Origin of the sequence: Shewanella schlegeliana (assembly GCF_016765635.1) — a bacterium.
Classification (GTDB): domain Bacteria; phylum Pseudomonadota; class Gammaproteobacteria; order Enterobacterales; family Shewanellaceae; genus Shewanella; species Shewanella schlegeliana.
The window spans coordinates 1-16,948 of the sequence record NZ_JAESVD010000008.1 but is presented as its reverse complement, the minus strand read 5'-3'; the positions used below and the strand labels follow the sequence as shown (position 1 = coordinate 16,948).

13 protein-coding genes, 1 tRNA gene and 1 rRNA gene are annotated in these 16,948 nt (G+C 44.7%); 8 read left to right on the top strand and 7 right to left on the bottom strand.

Going from position 1 to position 16,948, the window contains the following annotated elements:
- The first annotated feature begins 262 nt into the window (after window positions 1–262).
- The gene (locus JMA39_RS14180) at window positions 263–1,165 is read left to right on the top strand and encodes a LysR family transcriptional regulator (RefSeq protein WP_202722511.1); all 903 of its coding nucleotides are present in this window, start codon (window positions 263–265) and stop codon (window positions 1,163–1,165) included.
- A gap of 132 nt (window positions 1,166–1,297) precedes the next feature.
- Here the strand turns inward: JMA39_RS14180 and JMA39_RS14175 are convergent, their stop codons facing one another.
- From JMA39_RS14175 to lhpI, 4 genes are all read right to left on the bottom strand, one after another.
- Window positions 1,298–2,239: a DUF4097 family beta strand repeat-containing protein gene (locus JMA39_RS14175; protein WP_202722510.1), complete on the bottom strand. Its 942-nt coding sequence runs from the start codon at window positions 2,237–2,239 to the stop codon at window positions 1,298–1,300.
- A 2-nt stretch (window positions 2,240–2,241) separates the two neighbouring features.
- A complete protein-coding gene (locus JMA39_RS14170; protein WP_202722509.1) occupies window positions 2,242–2,781 on the bottom strand; it encodes a hypothetical protein in 540 nt (179 codons plus the stop codon).
- A complete protein-coding gene (locus JMA39_RS14165) occupies window positions 2,774–3,319 on the bottom strand; it encodes an RNA polymerase sigma factor (protein ID WP_202722685.1) in 546 nt (181 codons plus the stop codon). Before JMA39_RS14165 ends, JMA39_RS14170 begins: the two co-directional genes overlap by 8 nt.
- Window positions 3,320–3,555: 236 nt before the next feature.
- On the bottom strand, window positions 3,556–4,503 hold the full coding sequence (gene lhpI / locus JMA39_RS14160) for a bifunctional Delta(1)-pyrroline-2-carboxylate/Delta(1)-piperideine-2-carboxylate reductase (protein WP_202722508.1): 948 nt from the start codon (window positions 4,501–4,503) through the stop codon (window positions 3,556–3,558).
- Window positions 4,504–4,743: 240 nt separating this feature from the next.
- Here lhpI and JMA39_RS14155 point away from each other — a divergent pair, with 240 nt between their 5' ends.
- Window positions 4,744–6,606, top strand: coding sequence for a methyl-accepting chemotaxis protein (locus JMA39_RS14155; RefSeq protein WP_202722507.1), 1,863 nt, complete (start codon window positions 4,744–4,746; stop codon window positions 6,604–6,606).
- Window positions 6,607–6,798: 192 nt separating this feature from the next.
- Here the strand turns inward: JMA39_RS14155 and JMA39_RS14150 are convergent.
- Window positions 6,799–6,874 (bottom strand) — tRNA-Phe (locus tag JMA39_RS14150).
- A gap of 221 nt (window positions 6,875–7,095) precedes the next feature.
- Here JMA39_RS14150 and JMA39_RS14145 point away from each other — a divergent pair.
- Window positions 7,096–9,258 carry an efflux RND transporter permease subunit gene (locus JMA39_RS14145; protein ID WP_237732841.1) on the top strand — a complete coding sequence of 721 codons (2,163 nt, stop codon included), beginning with the start codon at window positions 7,096–7,098 and terminating at the stop codon, window positions 9,256–9,258.
- A 220-nt stretch (window positions 9,259–9,478) separates the two neighbouring features.
- Here JMA39_RS14145 and JMA39_RS14140 read toward each other — a convergent pair whose 3' ends face one another.
- Window positions 9,479–10,240: an outer membrane protein assembly factor BamD gene (locus JMA39_RS14140; protein WP_202722506.1), complete on the bottom strand. Its 762-nt coding sequence runs from the start codon at window positions 10,238–10,240 to the stop codon at window positions 9,479–9,481.
- Between the two features lie 122 nt (window positions 10,241–10,362).
- Between JMA39_RS14140 and rluD the strand changes: the two genes are divergently transcribed.
- The 4 genes from rluD to JMA39_RS14120 all read left to right on the top strand — a co-directional run bounded on the left by rluD (window position 10,363) and on the right by JMA39_RS14120 (window position 15,464).
- Window positions 10,363–11,334 (top strand): 23S rRNA pseudouridine(1911/1915/1917) synthase RluD, encoded by a 972-nt coding sequence (gene rluD / locus JMA39_RS14135; protein ID WP_202722505.1) that lies wholly within the window; start codon window positions 10,363–10,365, stop codon window positions 11,332–11,334.
- Window positions 11,334–12,080 carry a peptidoglycan editing factor PgeF gene (gene pgeF / locus JMA39_RS14130; protein WP_202722504.1) on the top strand — a complete coding sequence of 249 codons (747 nt, stop codon included), beginning with the start codon at window positions 11,334–11,336 and terminating at the stop codon, window positions 12,078–12,080. The genes rluD and pgeF overlap by 1 nt, the downstream gene beginning before the upstream one ends.
- 217 nt (window positions 12,081–12,297) lie before the next feature.
- A complete protein-coding gene (gene clpB, locus JMA39_RS14125; protein WP_202722503.1) occupies window positions 12,298–14,871 on the top strand; it encodes an ATP-dependent chaperone ClpB in 2,574 nt (857 codons plus the stop codon).
- A gap of 266 nt (window positions 14,872–15,137) precedes the next feature.
- Window positions 15,138–15,464 carry a hypothetical protein gene (locus JMA39_RS14120; RefSeq protein WP_202722502.1) on the top strand — a complete coding sequence of 109 codons (327 nt, stop codon included), beginning with the start codon at window positions 15,138–15,140 and terminating at the stop codon, window positions 15,462–15,464.
- Window positions 15,465–15,543: 79 nt separating this feature from the next.
- Here the strand turns inward: JMA39_RS14120 and JMA39_RS14115 are convergent, their stop codons facing one another.
- Window positions 15,544–16,044 carry a DUF4124 domain-containing protein gene (locus tag JMA39_RS14115; RefSeq protein ID WP_237732840.1) on the bottom strand — a complete coding sequence of 167 codons (501 nt, stop codon included), beginning with the start codon at window positions 16,042–16,044 and terminating at the stop codon, window positions 15,544–15,546.
- Between the two features lie 788 nt (window positions 16,045–16,832).
- Between JMA39_RS14115 and JMA39_RS14110 the strand changes: the two genes are divergently transcribed.
- A 16S ribosomal RNA gene (locus tag JMA39_RS14110) occupies window positions 16,833–16,948 on the top strand; the annotation flags it as partial.

Genomic DNA, 16,948 nt, shown 5'->3' with positions numbered 1-16,948 from the left:
TCTGCTATCGATCTTGTGGCATTGAAATATCAAGGTTTAATGCCGCTTGTATGGACGACTTAGGGGATGGTTACAATTGATACAAGTTGTCACACCTTTAATGGGCGAAGCTTGAATCAACGTTATATCTGGAATAGCTTATTAGGGGCAGAGTTGGCTTAATCGAGGGTTAACCTTCAACTGTTACTATCTGTTTGTTAGCCGAAGCTCATGGCGAGTTTGAGTTTATCTAGATTAATGAAAATTTTGTTGGATGAGGTATATGGAGTTAAGGCATATAAAACACTTTGTGGCGCTGGCTGAATGTAAGAGCTTCAGTGTCGCGGCCGATAAGTTAGCCATCACTCAACCCTCTTTGACACGCAGTATTCAGAAGATGGAGCAGAACCTTGGAGTGCAATTATTTACTCGCGACTCAAGGCATGTAAAGTTGACCTTTCATGGTGATTTAGTCTTAAAGCATAGCGACAAGATTTTAAATGGTGTGCATCTTCTAGAGTCTGATATAAAAGTTAACAGTGGTAAATCAAGCGGTAAGCTTGTAATTGGTGGCGGAACCTTAGCATCTAGCAATATTTTGAGTGAGATTTTGAGTGAGTTTTCTCGGTATTCACCATCGATAAGTGTGGAGTTACGGACTCGAGATGTCAGTGAGTTGAGTGAGCTACTTTCAAGAGGGAAGTTGGATCTGTTTGTTTCAGAAACCAAAGTAACAGGTTTCGATCAGCGAGATGACTTAGAGGTGATTAACTATTGTCACTCTAGCGGGGTTTTTTGTTGTAGACCAGAACATCCACTCGTTAGAGAAGCAAACCTTTATACCCCGAGGCTAAAAGACTTCCCAATAGCCCTGCCTCGCGCCACGACCCATGAAATAGAAAATCTGTTTGGCGATCTATTTGATTCAAGCCGACAGGCTTTTTCTGGTCTATTGCGATTTGAGATCTTTCAATCAATTCGTTTGCTACTTTATAACAGCGATATGATAGGTCTATTGCCTCAAGTGATTATTGAGGACGAATTAAAAGCGGGGCGGTTAGTATTATTAAAGGTGCAAGACATGCCGAATATTAAAGTGGATTATGGTGCTGTGTATTTAAAGTCTCGTGCCTTAACACCTGCCGCAAAGGAATTTATCTCCTTTATTGGCACCACAGGTTGTTAGGTCGGGAGTCTCTTTTCTCGCCACGCTTTGAAGGTAAAATAAAGGCTGCAACTCATAGTGGTTACAGCCTTTGTTGTTTATCATGATGAAGTAAAGCTTGTATCTAGTTGGAGTCGCTGTGACTTAAATTGCTTACTTCAGTAACTCAATTTTACCACTAATGGTGGAAGCGTTGAGCTCGGCTCGGCCATCACCCGTCTGGAATTTTAGGTAACTTTGCGGTGAGTACTTCTCTTTAGTGACTTTATCCTCGGTTAACTTGTTACTGATCTTACCGCTAGGGCCGCCGTTGATATTGAAGCTCACATCGGTATCACCGAGAAAGTTAACCTCGATATCGCCACTGACGCTCCCGAGTTTCGCGCGGTTTAATAAGGAATTGAGGGATAACTCCAAATCTCCACTGACAGTCTTGACTGCCAGAGTATCAACACTATCTAACGCTATGGTTACATCACCAGATACAGACTCTATCGTCACCTTGGTTGCCTGAGTATCAGCAGCGAGCTCACCACTCACCATTTGGTAGCTTAATGTGCCGGAGCTTTGGGTATCCTTGATGTCACCTGAAACGGTTTGCAGCTTACTTTTACCTGCAAGACTGCGAGTAGAAATATCGCCAGACACTGTCTGAAGCAGGGTTTTGTCGCTTAGGTCATTGGCTTTGATATTGCCGCTGACTGAACTGACCTCAAGCTTGCCGTTTAATGCATCGAGGTGGTAGTCTGCCGATACCCCTTCGGCTTCAAGTCTTAGGTTACTTGGCAGTGTTATCACTAACTCAGAGCCTTCTTTATTACTGCCGTTGTATTGACGTGGCAGGGTATCTTCAATAAGCACTTTGTTGCCTTTGACGGAAAAGACAAACCCTTCGCTGAGGTCGTCCAGTGTGCCTTTTACGGCGATCTCATTTTTATCCCAGGACTTAAAGCTGACACTACCTCGCTGCACTTTTACTTTCACTACCGGATTGGCCTCAACCGTTTGCTGCTGCTCGATCGCTTCTCCTGCAATCGCCATATGACTCAATAAAAGTGCACTCGCCATCAGCGTGCTTTTCAGTAATGGTTTCATATTTAAACTCCTTGGGGTAATGGGTTAACTGGCAGAGTTTGGCCTTGTTGGAGTAACTCAATTTCTCGCTGTTGAGTCCAAAGCCATAGCTGCCAAAGTTCCTTGTCGTTGGGGGTTTGTTGCAGGGCTTGATAGATCTGCTCTGCGGCTTTTCTAAGTTGTTCGATACCGTTTTCAAGCGGTAAGCCCAATTCACTGGCTTGCCAATTGGTAAGGTGTTGCTGCTGGCTTAACTGTTCGACCTGTAGTTGATGCTGCAGCTTTATCTCAGCTAACGTGGCTAATAGCGGCGATGGCGTTGCTAATGTTGAAAGTTCACCATTGTGCTGCCAAATATTCATGCCTAGCAGCCCCACGAGCAAAATGATGCTGGCAACGGCAAGACGCCTAAATACAGGTCTCTGTTGAGCTTTATTTTGAGGCTGGTCAAGCTCTACTTTATCTAGCTGTCTTTCAATATCGTTCCATAGCTCTTTTTGTGGTGCGATCTCTCTAGGCGCCTGATTAATTAATTGGGTCAGTTTAGCGCTAGCATCATTCATGGCGGCCTCCTATATCGACTTGGCCTTGCTCTATTAGTGCTTCAAGTAATTTCTGTGCCCTGTGGTATTGCGCCTTACTTGTACCGGGTGCGATGCCCATCAGTTGCGCGACCTCTTCGTGCTTGTAACCTTCTAAGGCGTGGAGAACGAAGACGATGCGCGCTCTTTCTGGCAGTTTGAGCAAAATTTTATCTAGGTCTTCATACTCGTCCCTGACGCTCTGCAGGTCGGTATCGCTGCTGACAAACCGTGACCAGAATGAGCGGTGCTTCTTTAGGCTAGATAGAGCTTGGTTGACACTCAGAGTATGTAGCCAGGTGGTAAATTGACTCTCACCACGAAACTGCGGCAGCTTCTGCCAAAGCCTGACAAAGCAGTCTTGGGTTGCTTCCTCGGCCAGTGACACTTGGCCAGTGATCCTCAAGCAAAGTGCATATACACGCTGGTGGTGCAGCTGGTAGAGCTTCTTAAAAGCAGACTTGTCACCTAGCTTTGCCTTATCTATAAGTTCAGGCTCTAGAAGCGGCCTTGGCTCCATTACCCGTATTTGTGCCGTCACTCAACTTTCCTTGTGCGCTTGCGATACTAATAAGACATAGCCAATAGATAAAAAGGTTTAAATGCAATAGAAATTATTTTTGTAAATGGGGAAGGGGGGATTTTTACTGTGGGTTTAATGACGAAGTGGCTGAGTGAGAGAAATAGAAAAGAGAAGCCTAATACGCTTCTCTTTTTATGCAGCAAACAACTGCTCGCCAAAAGTTAGCTTGGCATCTAGCTTAGTTTTGAAAACACCAGTTGCGCACCGACGAGATCGGCCAAGGCTGTACCGACAGTCTTGAAGATGGTGATCTCATCATTGCTAATGCGGCCTTTAATTTGCGCCGTACACAGTTGACCGAGCTCTCCCTTAACTTCGTCAAGAGAGAAGACCCCCTCTTCAATAGGCAAGAGCAGTTCGCCCGCTTCAGCAAACACGTTGATTTTTGAATCGACAAATACCGAAGACTTGCAGAGCAGCTTTGTGTCGAACTCACGTCTGTCATGATTATGGTTACCCACAAAGTCAGTATGGGTACCCGGTTGTACCCAGTCTCCATCAAACAGCGGAGTTGGGCTTCCTGTTGCACAGCTAATGATATCGGCTTGGCGTACGCTCTGTTCAAGCTCAGTGCAGAGCATGACTTCAAGATCTGGACGCTTATTGCGAATAAGCTCGATGGTTTTGCGGGCTTTCTCTTCACTGCGTCCCCAAACGGTGATTTGATTAATCGGGCGTACGCTGGCATGAGCGAGCGCCATAAAGGAGGCTAAGTTACCTGTGCCGCAAACCAGTAGCTTGCTTGAGTCTTCTCGGGATAGGTACCGGCTGCCTAATGCCGAGATGGCCGCTGTGCGCCAGAAGGTGACGCTGGTGCCATCAACGAGGGCTTGGGGTTCGCCAGTTTCACGACTAAAGACCAAAATTTTTGAGTAGAGGCTAGCAAGCAGTGGGTCTTTTTGTGGGTTGCCAGGGAAATAGGTAAAGGCTTTTACGGCTATCGCTTTATCATTCCAAGAGGGTAATACCGCAAATGCATCATGATGCTCACCCGAGTCATCAAGGCCAAAGACTTGGCGTTGCGGCATGCCTGCTGGGCGAGAGAAGGTCTCATCTAGGGCATTGATTAGATCGGGGAAATTAAGTGACTGATGAACTGATTCTGCATTAATGACTAACATGAAAACCTCCATTTAAGTATATTTTATACTATTTGCAGGTTTGGACTGAGTCAATGAACTTTTAGTTGTTGAATTATATTTCAACTTAATAATTAGAATGTTAGTTATAGTTTGCTGTTTTTGTGGTTTTTTGTAGCTAAATCTACTATATAATCGGCCGATAAGTTAAGGGGGCAGCCTTGGTCAAACGCAGTTTGCGTTAGCTAGGGGAGACAAGTTGATAATAAGTAGAGATGTAAAATGCTAATACGTTACAAGTTACTGTTAAGTGCAGGGGTATCGATCACGGCGTTAGCCGCGATGTTTGGCCTTCAAGTTTATTTTAGTCAAGTGCAAACGGAATTAGCACAAGCATCGCAAGATATCTCAGGGCTTAAGAATGAGATATTAATGCTACGTAAAGATGAAAAGGACTTTCTGGCAAGAAAGGATCTTAAGTATGTCGAGCAGCATGTGTCCGACAACCGAGAAGCTCAGGAAACGGTAGTGAAGTTGACACGAGTATTCGATAAATACTCTATTCCAATAGCAAGCCTAAGCGAGTTCAGTCAAGAGCTCGGTCGTTATGAATCCGCCTTTAGCAATGTGGTTAGCTTAAATAAGCAGATAGGTCTCACGCCGAAGACTGGTTTATATGGCACCTTGCGAGGCGCTGTTCATCAAGTTGAAAGCTTAGTTGAGCAATATGATGAACCACAACTGATGGTGCAGATGCTGCAACTTAGACGCGCCGAGAAAGACTTTATGCTTAGGCGCAGTGAAGGCTATGTGGCGAAATTTGATGATAACCTCGAAGGGTTTATCAATATAGCGAATGCGTCCAAGTTGGACAGACAAGCCAAGCAGCAGGTGCTGAATTATATTCAACAATATAACGCTGACTTTAAAGCCTTAGTACAAAAAGAGAAGCAACTCGGCCTCACGATTTCTGAAGGTGAGCGCGGCCAGTTACGCCAAGCCGTTGCCAATACTGATAGTGCCCTTAATCAGCTTGAATCTTTAGCCTTAGATGCGATTAGCGATAAAGAGAGTTCGGCATTTATTTTCGGCCTCGCTATTGCCGTCTTAATTGCTATCGCTTTAGCGATTACAACCTTGATGATTATTCGCAGCATCATAGAGCCTGTGAAACGCATTACCGATGTGATTACCCATATTGAGGAAAATAAAGATCTTTCGATGCGCTGTGACGCCAGCAGCGATGATGAGCTTGGCCAGATTGCCAAGCACTTCAACAGCATGGTTGAAAGCTTTCAGCAGCTTATTCATCAGGTTACTCAGTCAGTTGAGACCATGAATCAATCTTGCCAAGAACTTTCAGGTAATGTGGCGCGCGCCTCCCAAGGCGCAGAAAACCAGCTAAATGAGACCGATATGGTGGCAACGGCGATCACCGAGATGGGAGCAACCATTGATGAGATCGCTAAGAACACTGAGCTTGCGGCAAACAAAGCCAGTATGACCCACGACAACGCTCAGACCGGGCAGGTTGGTGTGCAGCAGACGATTGAGAAAATTGAGTTGCTGGCGCAGCAGATCAACGAGTCTGCCGCTGTGGTTGGTGAGCTTGAGAAAGACAGTGAAACCATAGGCAGCGTGCTCGATGTTATTCGCGGCATTGCCGAGCAAACTAACTTACTGGCATTAAATGCCGCTATCGAGGCGGCTCGAGCTGGAGAGCAGGGACGAGGTTTTGCGGTTGTTGCCGATGAGGTGCGTAGTCTTGCGATGCGAACTCAGGAGTCAACAGAGGAGATCGCTTCGATCATTCAGACCCTACAGTCGCGCACTCATTCTATCGTTGAGTTGATGCAGTCGAGCCGTGAACAGGGCAATGAAAGTGCAGAGCAAGCGGCATCGGCAGGCACCCTGCTTGAGCAGATCAACGGTGACGTGACCAATATTATGGATATGAGTACGCAGATTGCAGCCGCGATTGAAGAGCAAAGTATGGTGGCCGCAGAGGTGAACCAAAATGTGGTGGTGATCCGTGATATCGCTCAAGAGACTGCTGAGGTCGCCACTCAGAACTCCAGTGCGACCGAAGAGGTGCGTGAGCGTGCCGAGTACCTGCAAGATGCGGTGAGTAAGTTTAAGGTCTAGCTTCACTGCTTAACTTAAAACAACAGCCTCTATTAAGCCTCGAGTCATCTCGGGGCTTTTTTATGTGGATTGAATTAAAATAGTTAAATAACAGGCATAAAAAAACCTCGCAGTGCGAGGTTTAGTTTAGCGATTTGAGGTCTTAATTTGCCTTATCGCTGGTTTAGCTGTTGCAACACCTAAACTAAATATTGGTGCCCGAACCCGGAATCGAACCAGGGACACGAGGATTTTCAATCCTCTGCTCTACCGACTGAGCTATTCGGGCAACGGGCGCTATTAAAAGGCTTTTAAGGTTTTGAGTCAACCCATTTCTGAAAATAAGTGAGTTTTCTTGCTTGTTCGTTGAATAATTAGACGTATAGCTATAGAAGTAAGCAATAATCGTAAATGAGCCGCTTAATGGATGTGGACGTAGAGTTAGATGAGGTGAGAAGAGGCTTTACCCGTTTTTTGATTTATTCACTGCTATTTAAAGGGAGAGAGTGATTGGGTTACCAATATCGTGCCATCTGGCGTATTCAAAGACACCCGATAATCATGTTTATGGTAATCGCTGCCCTGTTGTTGCTCAGTGTGGCGGGCTTTGCTCGGCTTAATCTCGATATAGACTTTAATGACTATTTCGCCCCATCTGAACCACGCTTCGTGGCGTTTAACAGCATGATGGATAAATTTGAGCGCCATGATCAACTCTGGCTATTGCTAGAAACAGATTCAGATTGGCGAGATAAAGAGCCACAGGCGCAATTAATGGTCTTTCTCAGCTTGCTTAACGCCAGCCAAGATATCGCAAGTATTCAAGGTTATAACCAGTTTGTTGAGGGCACTGCCAAACAAGATAAGTTATTAGCCTATAAAACCCATCCTAGATTGGCGTCTGTTTTGTCTCAAGGCGGTAGGGCTCTGTTGCTGCAGTTACAGCTGAACACCCATAGAGTGCAAGATTTTACTAATCAGAGTTTATGGTTAGATGATGTATTGCAAAGAGTGAACAATAACAGCCGTGAGTACTGGCAGCCTTTAGGGGTTAACAGTTATCTAAATGGTACTCATGCGCTTAATTGGCAATATGCCAAGGTATTAATCCATGACTTGAGTTGGTTTGCCCCCGCATTATTGGGCATCATCTTTTTGATGGCGTTACTGTTTATTCGGCAGAGGTTATGGGTTTTTGCGCTTAGTCTTAATAACCTTATCACCTTAGTGTTGACCATAGGGGTCGCGGCTTGGTTAAAGCTTACTCTCGCGGCTATCACCGCCTTTGTGCCTGTGATAATTGTGACCCTAGGTTTTGCTTATGCATCTCACCTGTATTTTGGTTGGCGCGCCGAGATTAATCGTGGTCAAACAAATGAGCAGTCCCTAAGGCATACGGTAAAGATTAATCAGGCGCCACTATTTTACTCCAGCATCACCACTATATTTGGCTTTAGCCTATTGATGTTCAGTCCCTCTCCTCCCATTCAAAGCTTTGGTCTGCTTGTGAGCTTTGCGGTGCTTTGTAACTACCTGCTGACATTAACTAGCCTTATCTTTTTTGCAGGTTACTCCAAAGCCTCAGCGAGTAAAGGTCTAGACTTTTCGGCAGTGATTCAGATTGCAAAGCTCAATGCTAAGCGTCCGTTGGCAGTGATGACGGGAATTATTTTGATAAGTGCCTTGGCGCTGCTCAGTGTGTCTAAATTGAGGTTAAATGACGATCCGCTAAGTTATTTTGAACCTACAAATCCTTTTGCCCTCTCTAGTCAGAAAATGACTCAATACTTTGCAGGCATTAACCTGCAGCATTATGTCGTGAGCTCTGCGAATGATGAGCAGCTTGCTAAGAGTGAGATAAGTTTTATCTATAAGTTCAGTCGTTTCTTAAAACGCCAACCAGAGGTCGTAAAGGTGCAGCATATCGGCGACTGGATTAAGAGTGCAGGCATTGGCAAGAATCAGTTTAAACAGATCTTAGCCAGTAACTCGGTGAAAGAGCTCGGGCTTGCCAGTGAATTGTCGGCAGATAAGCAATCGAGTTTAGTGACTTTATATCTTCAGCCCTTGACGGCTATGGAGTTGATTAGCTTTGAACAAAAGGTCGATATCTGGCTTACAGAGCATTCTGCTGCCGTAAAGGTGAGTCCCCCTGTTGCCAGTAATTTAATGTTCGCTCATCTAAGCGTCGATAATGCCAATAATATGCTGCTGTCATTTGCACTAGCCTTGATTGCTTTGGCGATTCTATTGAGTTTACTTAAGCGCTCACCGCTGTTTGGTTTGATGGGACTATTGCTTAACTTCTTGCCGTTATTATGGGTGTTTGCCCTTTGGCAACTAAACGGCGGCTTTATTAGTTTAGGCACGGCGGTGGTGCTCGGCATGATGCTAGGGATTATCGTCGATGATACGCTGCATCTGATGTTAAAGCTGCCTGATAGTAAAGCATTAACCGTGACTTCTATGTGGCAGAGCCTGAACAAGGTGTTGCCAGTCATTAGCTTTACCACGCTGACAATCGCACTGGGTTTCTCTATTGGTTTATTGTCTGCCTTTGCGCCTATTGCTCAACTGAGCTTGCTCTCATGCTTAGTGGTGATATTTGCTTGGGGTTTCGATGTGTTGATGCTGCCAGTGCTTTATTGGCGTTGGGTTATCCCTAAGCAGTAGGCCTATGGCAACAGGAAAGCACTCGCTTGAATTGATGCGGTAAATAGTGAGTGGTCAGTTTATCGCAAGGAAACCGCCTTAGAATTTCATTTTAGTCGGCAGATATAGTGGAAAAACGCTAACTAGGGCTGATTAGTTAAGAAAGTGCTGTAAATTGAACAAAAAATAAAGGCCTCTAAAAGAGGCCATTATTTATCGTCAAATATGCTTGGCTAACAGCTTATTTAGCCACTAATTTATTATCTGGATAGTTGGCCTTCATTACCATGAGTACATGATCTTTAAGCTTTTCTTGACCAAGTTCGCCATAGGCTGTAGACATGATCTCTAATGCTTTTTCAGTTGATGGAGTACCTGGGTAGGTCTCTAAAACCGACTGAGCGCGGATCGCCGCAGCACTCCATGCATTCATTTTTATGTAGTATTCAGCTACCTTGATCGAGTAAAGTGCCAGTCTATTTTTTAGGTGCTGCATGCGTTTTTGTGCATCTGCTGCATACTTACTGTTTGGATAAGACTTAATTAGTCTATCGAAATCTTTGAATGCATCTTGCGCAGCCTTTGGATCGCGGTCAGAACGATCGATATTTAGCATATCGTGAAACAGGTATCGATCAGACTGCATATTGACTAGGCCGCGCATGTAATAAACATAATCAATATCTTTATGAGTTGGGTTTAAGCGAATAAAGCGATCGATATTCGCAATACCTGATGCTGGATCGTCAAGTTTGTAATAGGCATAAATAAGATCAAGTTGAACCTGAGTCTTGTGCGGACCAAATGGAAAGCGTGAGTCCAAGGCTTCTAGAGAACGAACAGCTTTGCTGTAATTACCTAGTTCCATAGAGGTTCTTGCTTGAGAATAGAGCACTTCTGGAGAGCTCTTTGTCATCGCAGGGTCTTCGCCCTGTTTACTACTACAGGCCGTAGCTGCAAGTGTGATAAGGACTACAGCGACACTTTTGGCAATTTTATGCATACTTGAATTCGATTCTTTTAAAGTTATTGTTAAGAATTTTTCCATTTCACGATAAAATAGAAACAATCCGATTGTAACAGATAGTAAACATTTTTGGACCCAGAAAAGTGGGTACGGTTCATATGACACAAGAGATTAATCTAAAAAGCGAGATCACAGCAACACAAACCGGGCAAAGATTAGACCAGACTCTGGCCGAATTGTTCCCGGACTACTCGCGCACACGTATTAAAGAGTGGATTTTATCAGGTTCAGTCTTTATTGATGGCGAGGTTTCTGACAAGCCTAGAACTAAGGTGCTAGAAGGTCAGGTTGTAACCGTAAATGCCACGCTGGAAGAAGAAACTAAAGCTGAAGCTGAAGCGATTGATTTAGATATCATCTATGAAGATGACCATATTTTGGTGATCAACAAGCAAGCTGGCTTAGTGGTTCATCCAGGTGCGGGTAACCAAACTGGTACCTTAATGAATGCCCTGTTGCATCATTGCCCTGGTATTGAGTTGGTGCCACGTGCAGGTATTGTGCATCGTCTGGATAAAGACACCACAGGTTTGATGGTAGTGGCTAAGACTGTTGAAGCGCAAACACATCTAGTGGCGGCGCTACAGGCACGTGATATTACCCGTGAGTATGAAGCGATTGTCACAGGCACTATTATTGCTGGTGGTACCGTCGATGAGCCAATCGATCGTCACCCGACTAAGCGTACCCATATGGCAGTGGTTCATAATGGTAAGCCTGCGATGACTCACTACCGCGTAGCGGAAAAATTCAGAGCGCATACACGCCTAAGACTACGTCTGGAATCTGGCCGTACTCACCAAATTCGTGTGCATATGGCACATATTGGTCATGTATTGGTTGGTGACCCTGTTTATGCGGGTCGCCCACGTCCACCAAAAGGTGCGGCGCCGGACTTCTTTGAGACTTACATGGGCTTCAAGCGTCAAGCACTGCACGCTGTAAGACTTGAGTTAGCACATCCATTTACCTGTGAAATCATGAGCTGGCAAGCGCCTATCCCTGAGGATATGGTTAAGCTGACTAAAGCGCTGCGTAAAGACACTGAAGAAAACCCGACAGCGTACTAATGACGGCTAAAATAGAAAATCCAGCTTGGTTTATCCCATCCGGGGTAAACCTCGCTTTTTCTACTCGAAAAGGTGGCTGCAGCTTGCCACCATTTTCCAGCCTTAATCTAGGGCTGCACGTCGGTGATGACCCGCAAAAGGTCTTAGCTAACCGTCAGCATATTGAAAAGCAGTTATCCCTCCCTGCAAAACCCGCTTGGCTTGAGCAGATCCACAGTATTGATGTCATCGATGCTGACAACACCCAAGTTCACCATGCCGATGGCAGTTACACCCGTAGTTTAGATCAAGTGTGTGTAGTCATGACCGCCGATTGTTTGCCAGTATTACTGTGCGATGAACAGGGCACCGAGGTCGCGGCTGTTCATGCTGGTTGGCGCGGATTGTGTGATGGCATTATTGAAGCGGCTGTGCATAAGTTTGCTCATCAGCCGAGTGAGTTAGTGGCTTATTTAGGGCCATCGATTGGACCAAACGCATTTGAAGTCGGCAGTGAGGTAAAGGCACAGTTTGAAGCCAAGCACCCACAAGCTGCGAAATTTTTTACGGCACATATCGATGCCAATGGTCAGGCTAAATTCCTAGCCGATATTCAAGGCCTTGCTGAATTTAGATTGGCTTTGTTAGGTGTGAAGCGTGTCTTTAAAGACCAGCGCTGCACTGTTGCAGATGAATCCCACTTTTTTTCCTATCGCCGCGACGGTATTACTGGCCGCATGGCATCATTTATTTGGCTTAATCGTTAACTCAGACTTGATTTTGTTTAAATAGTCCCCATCTTTTAAGTAACAGATATTCTGCTTAATAGCGGAGTACCCCCTTTTCTAATGTGAATAGAAGTACGAATGGATTTATACCGTTTCTAGCAATGGTCATAATGGCATCCAATTCAATTTCTCGAAGCAGATGCGCAATATTCATTGCCTTTTATTTATAGAATTTTAATGTGTTCTCGGAGGATTTATGCGACTCGATCGTATGACTAATAAATTCCAGATGGCGATCTCAGATGCTCAGTCATTGGCACTAGGACGAGATCATCAATTTATCGAACCATCACACCTGATGATGGCATTACTAAATCAAGACGGGGGGTCAATTCACCCTCTACTGACACAAGCGGGGATCCAAGTGAGTACCCTGCGCTCTTTATTAAGTAAAGATTTAGAGCAAAGACCGCAAGTCGAAGGGACGGGCGGCGATGTACAGCTATCTCAGGCATTAGTTCGCCTACTCAACTTATGCGATAAGCTAGCGCAAAAGCGTAAAGACAAGTTTATCTCTAGTGAACTGTTTGTATTAGCTGCACTCGAGGGTAATGATGCTTTAGCACAAGCGTTGAAGCAGTCTGGTGCGACAAAAGAGTTAATGGAGTCGACCATTGATCAGATCCGCAATGGCCAAAAAGTTGATGACCCAAATGCTGAAGATCAACGCCAAGCTCTGAAAAAGTTCACCGTCGATCTCACAGAACGAGCAGAGCAGGGTAAGTTAGACCCTGTTATTGGCCGTGACGATGAAATTCGCCGTACTATTCAGGTGTTGCAGCGTCGTAGTAAAAACAATCCAGTGCTTATTGGTGAGCCTGGCGTGGGTAAAACGGCGATTGTTGAAGGTCTCGCTCAGCGGATCATTAACAATGAGGTTCCAGAAGGCATTAAGAATAAACGTGTCTTGTCATTAGACATGGGCGCATTAGTGGCTGGTGCTAAGTATCGTGGTGAATTTGAGGAACGCTTAAAAGCAGTGCTCAATGAGCTTTCTCAAGAAGAGGGGCAAGTCATCCTCTTTATTGACGAGTTGCACACCATGGTTGGTGCTGGTAAGTCTGATGGTGCAATGGATGCAGGTAATATGCTTAAGCCTGCTCTGGCTCGTGGTGACTTACACTGCGTGGGCGCCACAACATTGGATGAGTATCGTCAGTACATTGAAAAAGATGCGGCCCTTGAGCGTCGTTTCCAGAAAGTGTTGGTTGACGAGCCAAGTGTTGAAGACACTATCGCCATCTTGCGTGGCCTTAAAGAGCGTTATGAGCTACACCATCACGTTGAAATTACCGATCCTGCTATCGTGGCGGCGGCAAGCATGTCACACCGCTACATTTCTGATCGTAAGTTGCCCGATAAGGCAATCGATCTGATTGATGAGGCTGCATCGAGTATCCGTATTCAGATTGACTCTAAGCCAGAATCTTTAGATAGATTAGAGCGCCGCGCAATTCAGTTAAAACTGGAAGAGCAGGCGGTGAGCAAAGAGGAAGATGAAGCGAGTTTACGTCGTTTAGAAGTGCTGCGTAGCGAGCTGAAAGATATTGAGGCAAAAGCGGCCGAGCTAAATGAGATTTGGCGTACTGAAAAAGCGGCATTAGCCGGAACTCAGCATATTAAGGCCGATCTTGAGCAAGCTAGAATGGATATGGAGGTAGCTAAGCGTGCAGGTGACTTAACTCGCATGTCAGAACTGCAGTATGGCCGTATTCCAGAGCTAGAAAAGCAACTAGATCTTGCTTCACAAGCTGAGATGCAGGACATGACCTTATTACGTAATAAAGTCACCGATGTTGAGATTGCCGAAGTACTATCTAAGGCCACAGGTATTCCAGTGTCTAAGATGCTTGAAGGTGAGCGTGAAAAACTGCTTAAGATGGAAGATGCGCTGCATGAGCGGGTGATTGGTCAAAATGAAGCGGTTGATTCAGTGTCTAATGCTATTCGCCGTAGCAGAGCTGGTCTTGCAGATCCGAATCGTCCTATTGGTTCGTTCCTGTTCTTAGGCCCAACCGGTGTAGGTAAGACTGAGCTGTGTAAGTCACTGGCGAAGTTCTTATTCGATACCGAATCGGCATTAGTGCGAATCGATATGTCAGAGTTTATGGAGAAACATTCGGTTTCGCGTTTAGTTGGTGCTCCTCCAGGGTATGTCGGTTATGAAGAGGGCGGTTACTTAACCGAAGCCGTGCGACGTAAGCCATATTCAGTAATTTTATTGGATGAGGTAGAGAAGGCGCACCCTGATGTATTTAATATCTTACTACAGGTATTAGATGATGGACGTCTTACCGACGGTCAGGGCCGTACCGTAGATTTCAGAAATACTGTGGTGATCATGACCTCAAATTTAGGTTCTGATCTTATTCAGCTCGGTTTTGGTACTCAGTCCTATGATGAGATGAAGTCAGATGTGATGCAGGTTGTGACGCAGAACTTTAGACCGGAGTTTTTGAACCGTATTGATGAGGCAGTTGTTTTCCATCCGTTGAATGAGCAAAACATTGCTCATATTGCTGGCATTCAGATTGAAGGGCTTAAGAAGCGTCTTGCTGAAAAAGACTTCGGACTTGAGATGACAGACGAGGCACTATCAATGATCGCACGAGCGGGCTTTGATCCTATCTATGGTGCAAGACCGCTAAAGAGAGCGCTGCAGCAAGAGGTTGAAAATCCATTGGCGCAGAAGATCCTTAGTGGTCAACTCTTGCCGGGTAAGGATATTAAGGTTTCAGTTGCTGATGATGCTTTAGTATTTACACAATAAGTTAGAACCTAGACATTAGGTGTTTGGTGAAAAGGCTTCAACCTAGGTTGAAGCTTTTTTGTTTAAAAATTAACCTCAACACTCCTCTGTCTTAAGGTATATTGGTTATGGATGACGATTAATTTACCTAAACATATTTATTTTCAATATCTAGCCTTTACCGATTGTTATTCGCCTAATTGGTATTATTTAAGTAATGGATAATACTCAAGGTATGTACTGAAATTGTGAATTCAAAATTTGAAATGGACACGGAGCAGAGCATTATGAAAAATAAATTAGCCTTTATCGCATTAGTTTCAATTAGTGTGATTGGCTGTTCTTCAAGTTCGAGTTATGAAGAAAAGTCGGTGTCAGGGCCTTATATTGGTGAAGGTAACAAGGAGTATGAAAGCCTTTATCACTATGGTTATTACCGTGGCTGTAAAAATGCTTATGTCACAGCGAAGAAGCAGACTGAGCTATATGACTCGATAAAGAAAGATACTGCACTGGACGGCCTACAACGCTTTGATGATGGTTGGGCTGCGGGGCAGGAAGCCTGTAAAGATGGTGTTGCACGCTCGATGTATACTCTTCAAGCGAGTAACTAGTGTGACTCTATAAGAAAACAGACTCATTTGAGTCTGTTTTTTTGTCAGAACCGAGGGCCATAAGAGGTGTCAATGAGCTTTAATTTACGCAAAAGAGCTTGATTTTCTGTTTATGCTCAGCGATTGCGGCTTGTCGCTGCTCTTCTGTCATTGCGACGACTTTACCCGAGCTAGCATCTTTCTTATTTAATTTAGTGTGAGTCGTAAGCACATTAAGGCTATGTTTAGCATTTTTACAGATCCCTTCCGCTTGTTTCTGGTCATTCTGGGTAATGACTGCTGCTTTATTCTCTAAATCTGTTGGGGCCTTATCTACTATTGATGCGGATGGCGCTACTGTACCAATTTGCTTGGGCTCGATATCTTCACTGTACAGTTTATCCGAATTGGTTTGTTCTTGAGTGTGCTCAGGTGGCTGTTGACTATAGTGAGTAACCCCTTTGTCGTCGATCCAGGTGTAGATAACGTTGGCATGGGATGATGACGACCAGAGTGACAATACCAAAAGTGCGCTAGCAATGGCAGTTGTGCTGGCAGGAAGTTGAAGCTTAGTGTCGCCTATTTTTATTGTTTTAATCATTTTTCTATCCATAGTTAAAATGAACTGACTTAAATGAAGTCTGATACTCACCCGTACCATGCTAGCGTGAATGCTATAGAATGCCAATATGGCGATAGATTATTCAATAAGTCGCACTACTATAAGAGCTGGCACTATATAAAGAGCTATCGAACGCCCGCTAAATACTCGCTGTGATAGCCGCTAACCTATGCTGAACTCGGTATTCTTGTTGGATTAAACCGCATAGTGCCTTATTAATGTTCATTTGGTTAAGTTATTCGGCTTTTATTGAAAAAGCCCCTTGTGCTTTCATCTCACATCCCTATAATGCGCATCCACTGACACGGCACAGCAGGCCAACTACCCAGCGTAAACGCTAGATAGAACGGGACTTGCAGCGGTGTTAGGGATTCAAAAATCGAAAGAGATTTGAATCTGGTGACAATCGCTTTAAGAGCTTTATTAGATGTGCCTTGTATAAAGAATCATCGCTTGAAAAACTTCTTAAAATAAGCGCTTGACGCCGACAACGGGAAGTGTAGAATACGCCTCCTCAGCCAAACGACCTAAGCGTCTAAGGCGAAGTCTGAAAGACGACTTCACGCTCTTTAACAATATGACAAGCAAATCTGTGTGGGCACTCACAGAGATTAAGTTATTCGAAATTGCTTCTAACGAAGCAATCAAAAATTTACTTAATGAATGAGTGTTCATAGCAATATGACTTTTGTCTTCACTTTTTAAAAAGTGAAAGCAAAAGATACAGAATTCATTGAGCAGTTCGACGTAGTCGAACAAAAAAACTTTAATTGAAGAGTTTGATCATGGCTCAGATTGAACGCTGGCGGCAGGCCTAACACATGCAAGTCGAGCGGTAACACAAGGGAGCTTGCTCCTGAGGTGACGAGCGGCGGACGGGTGA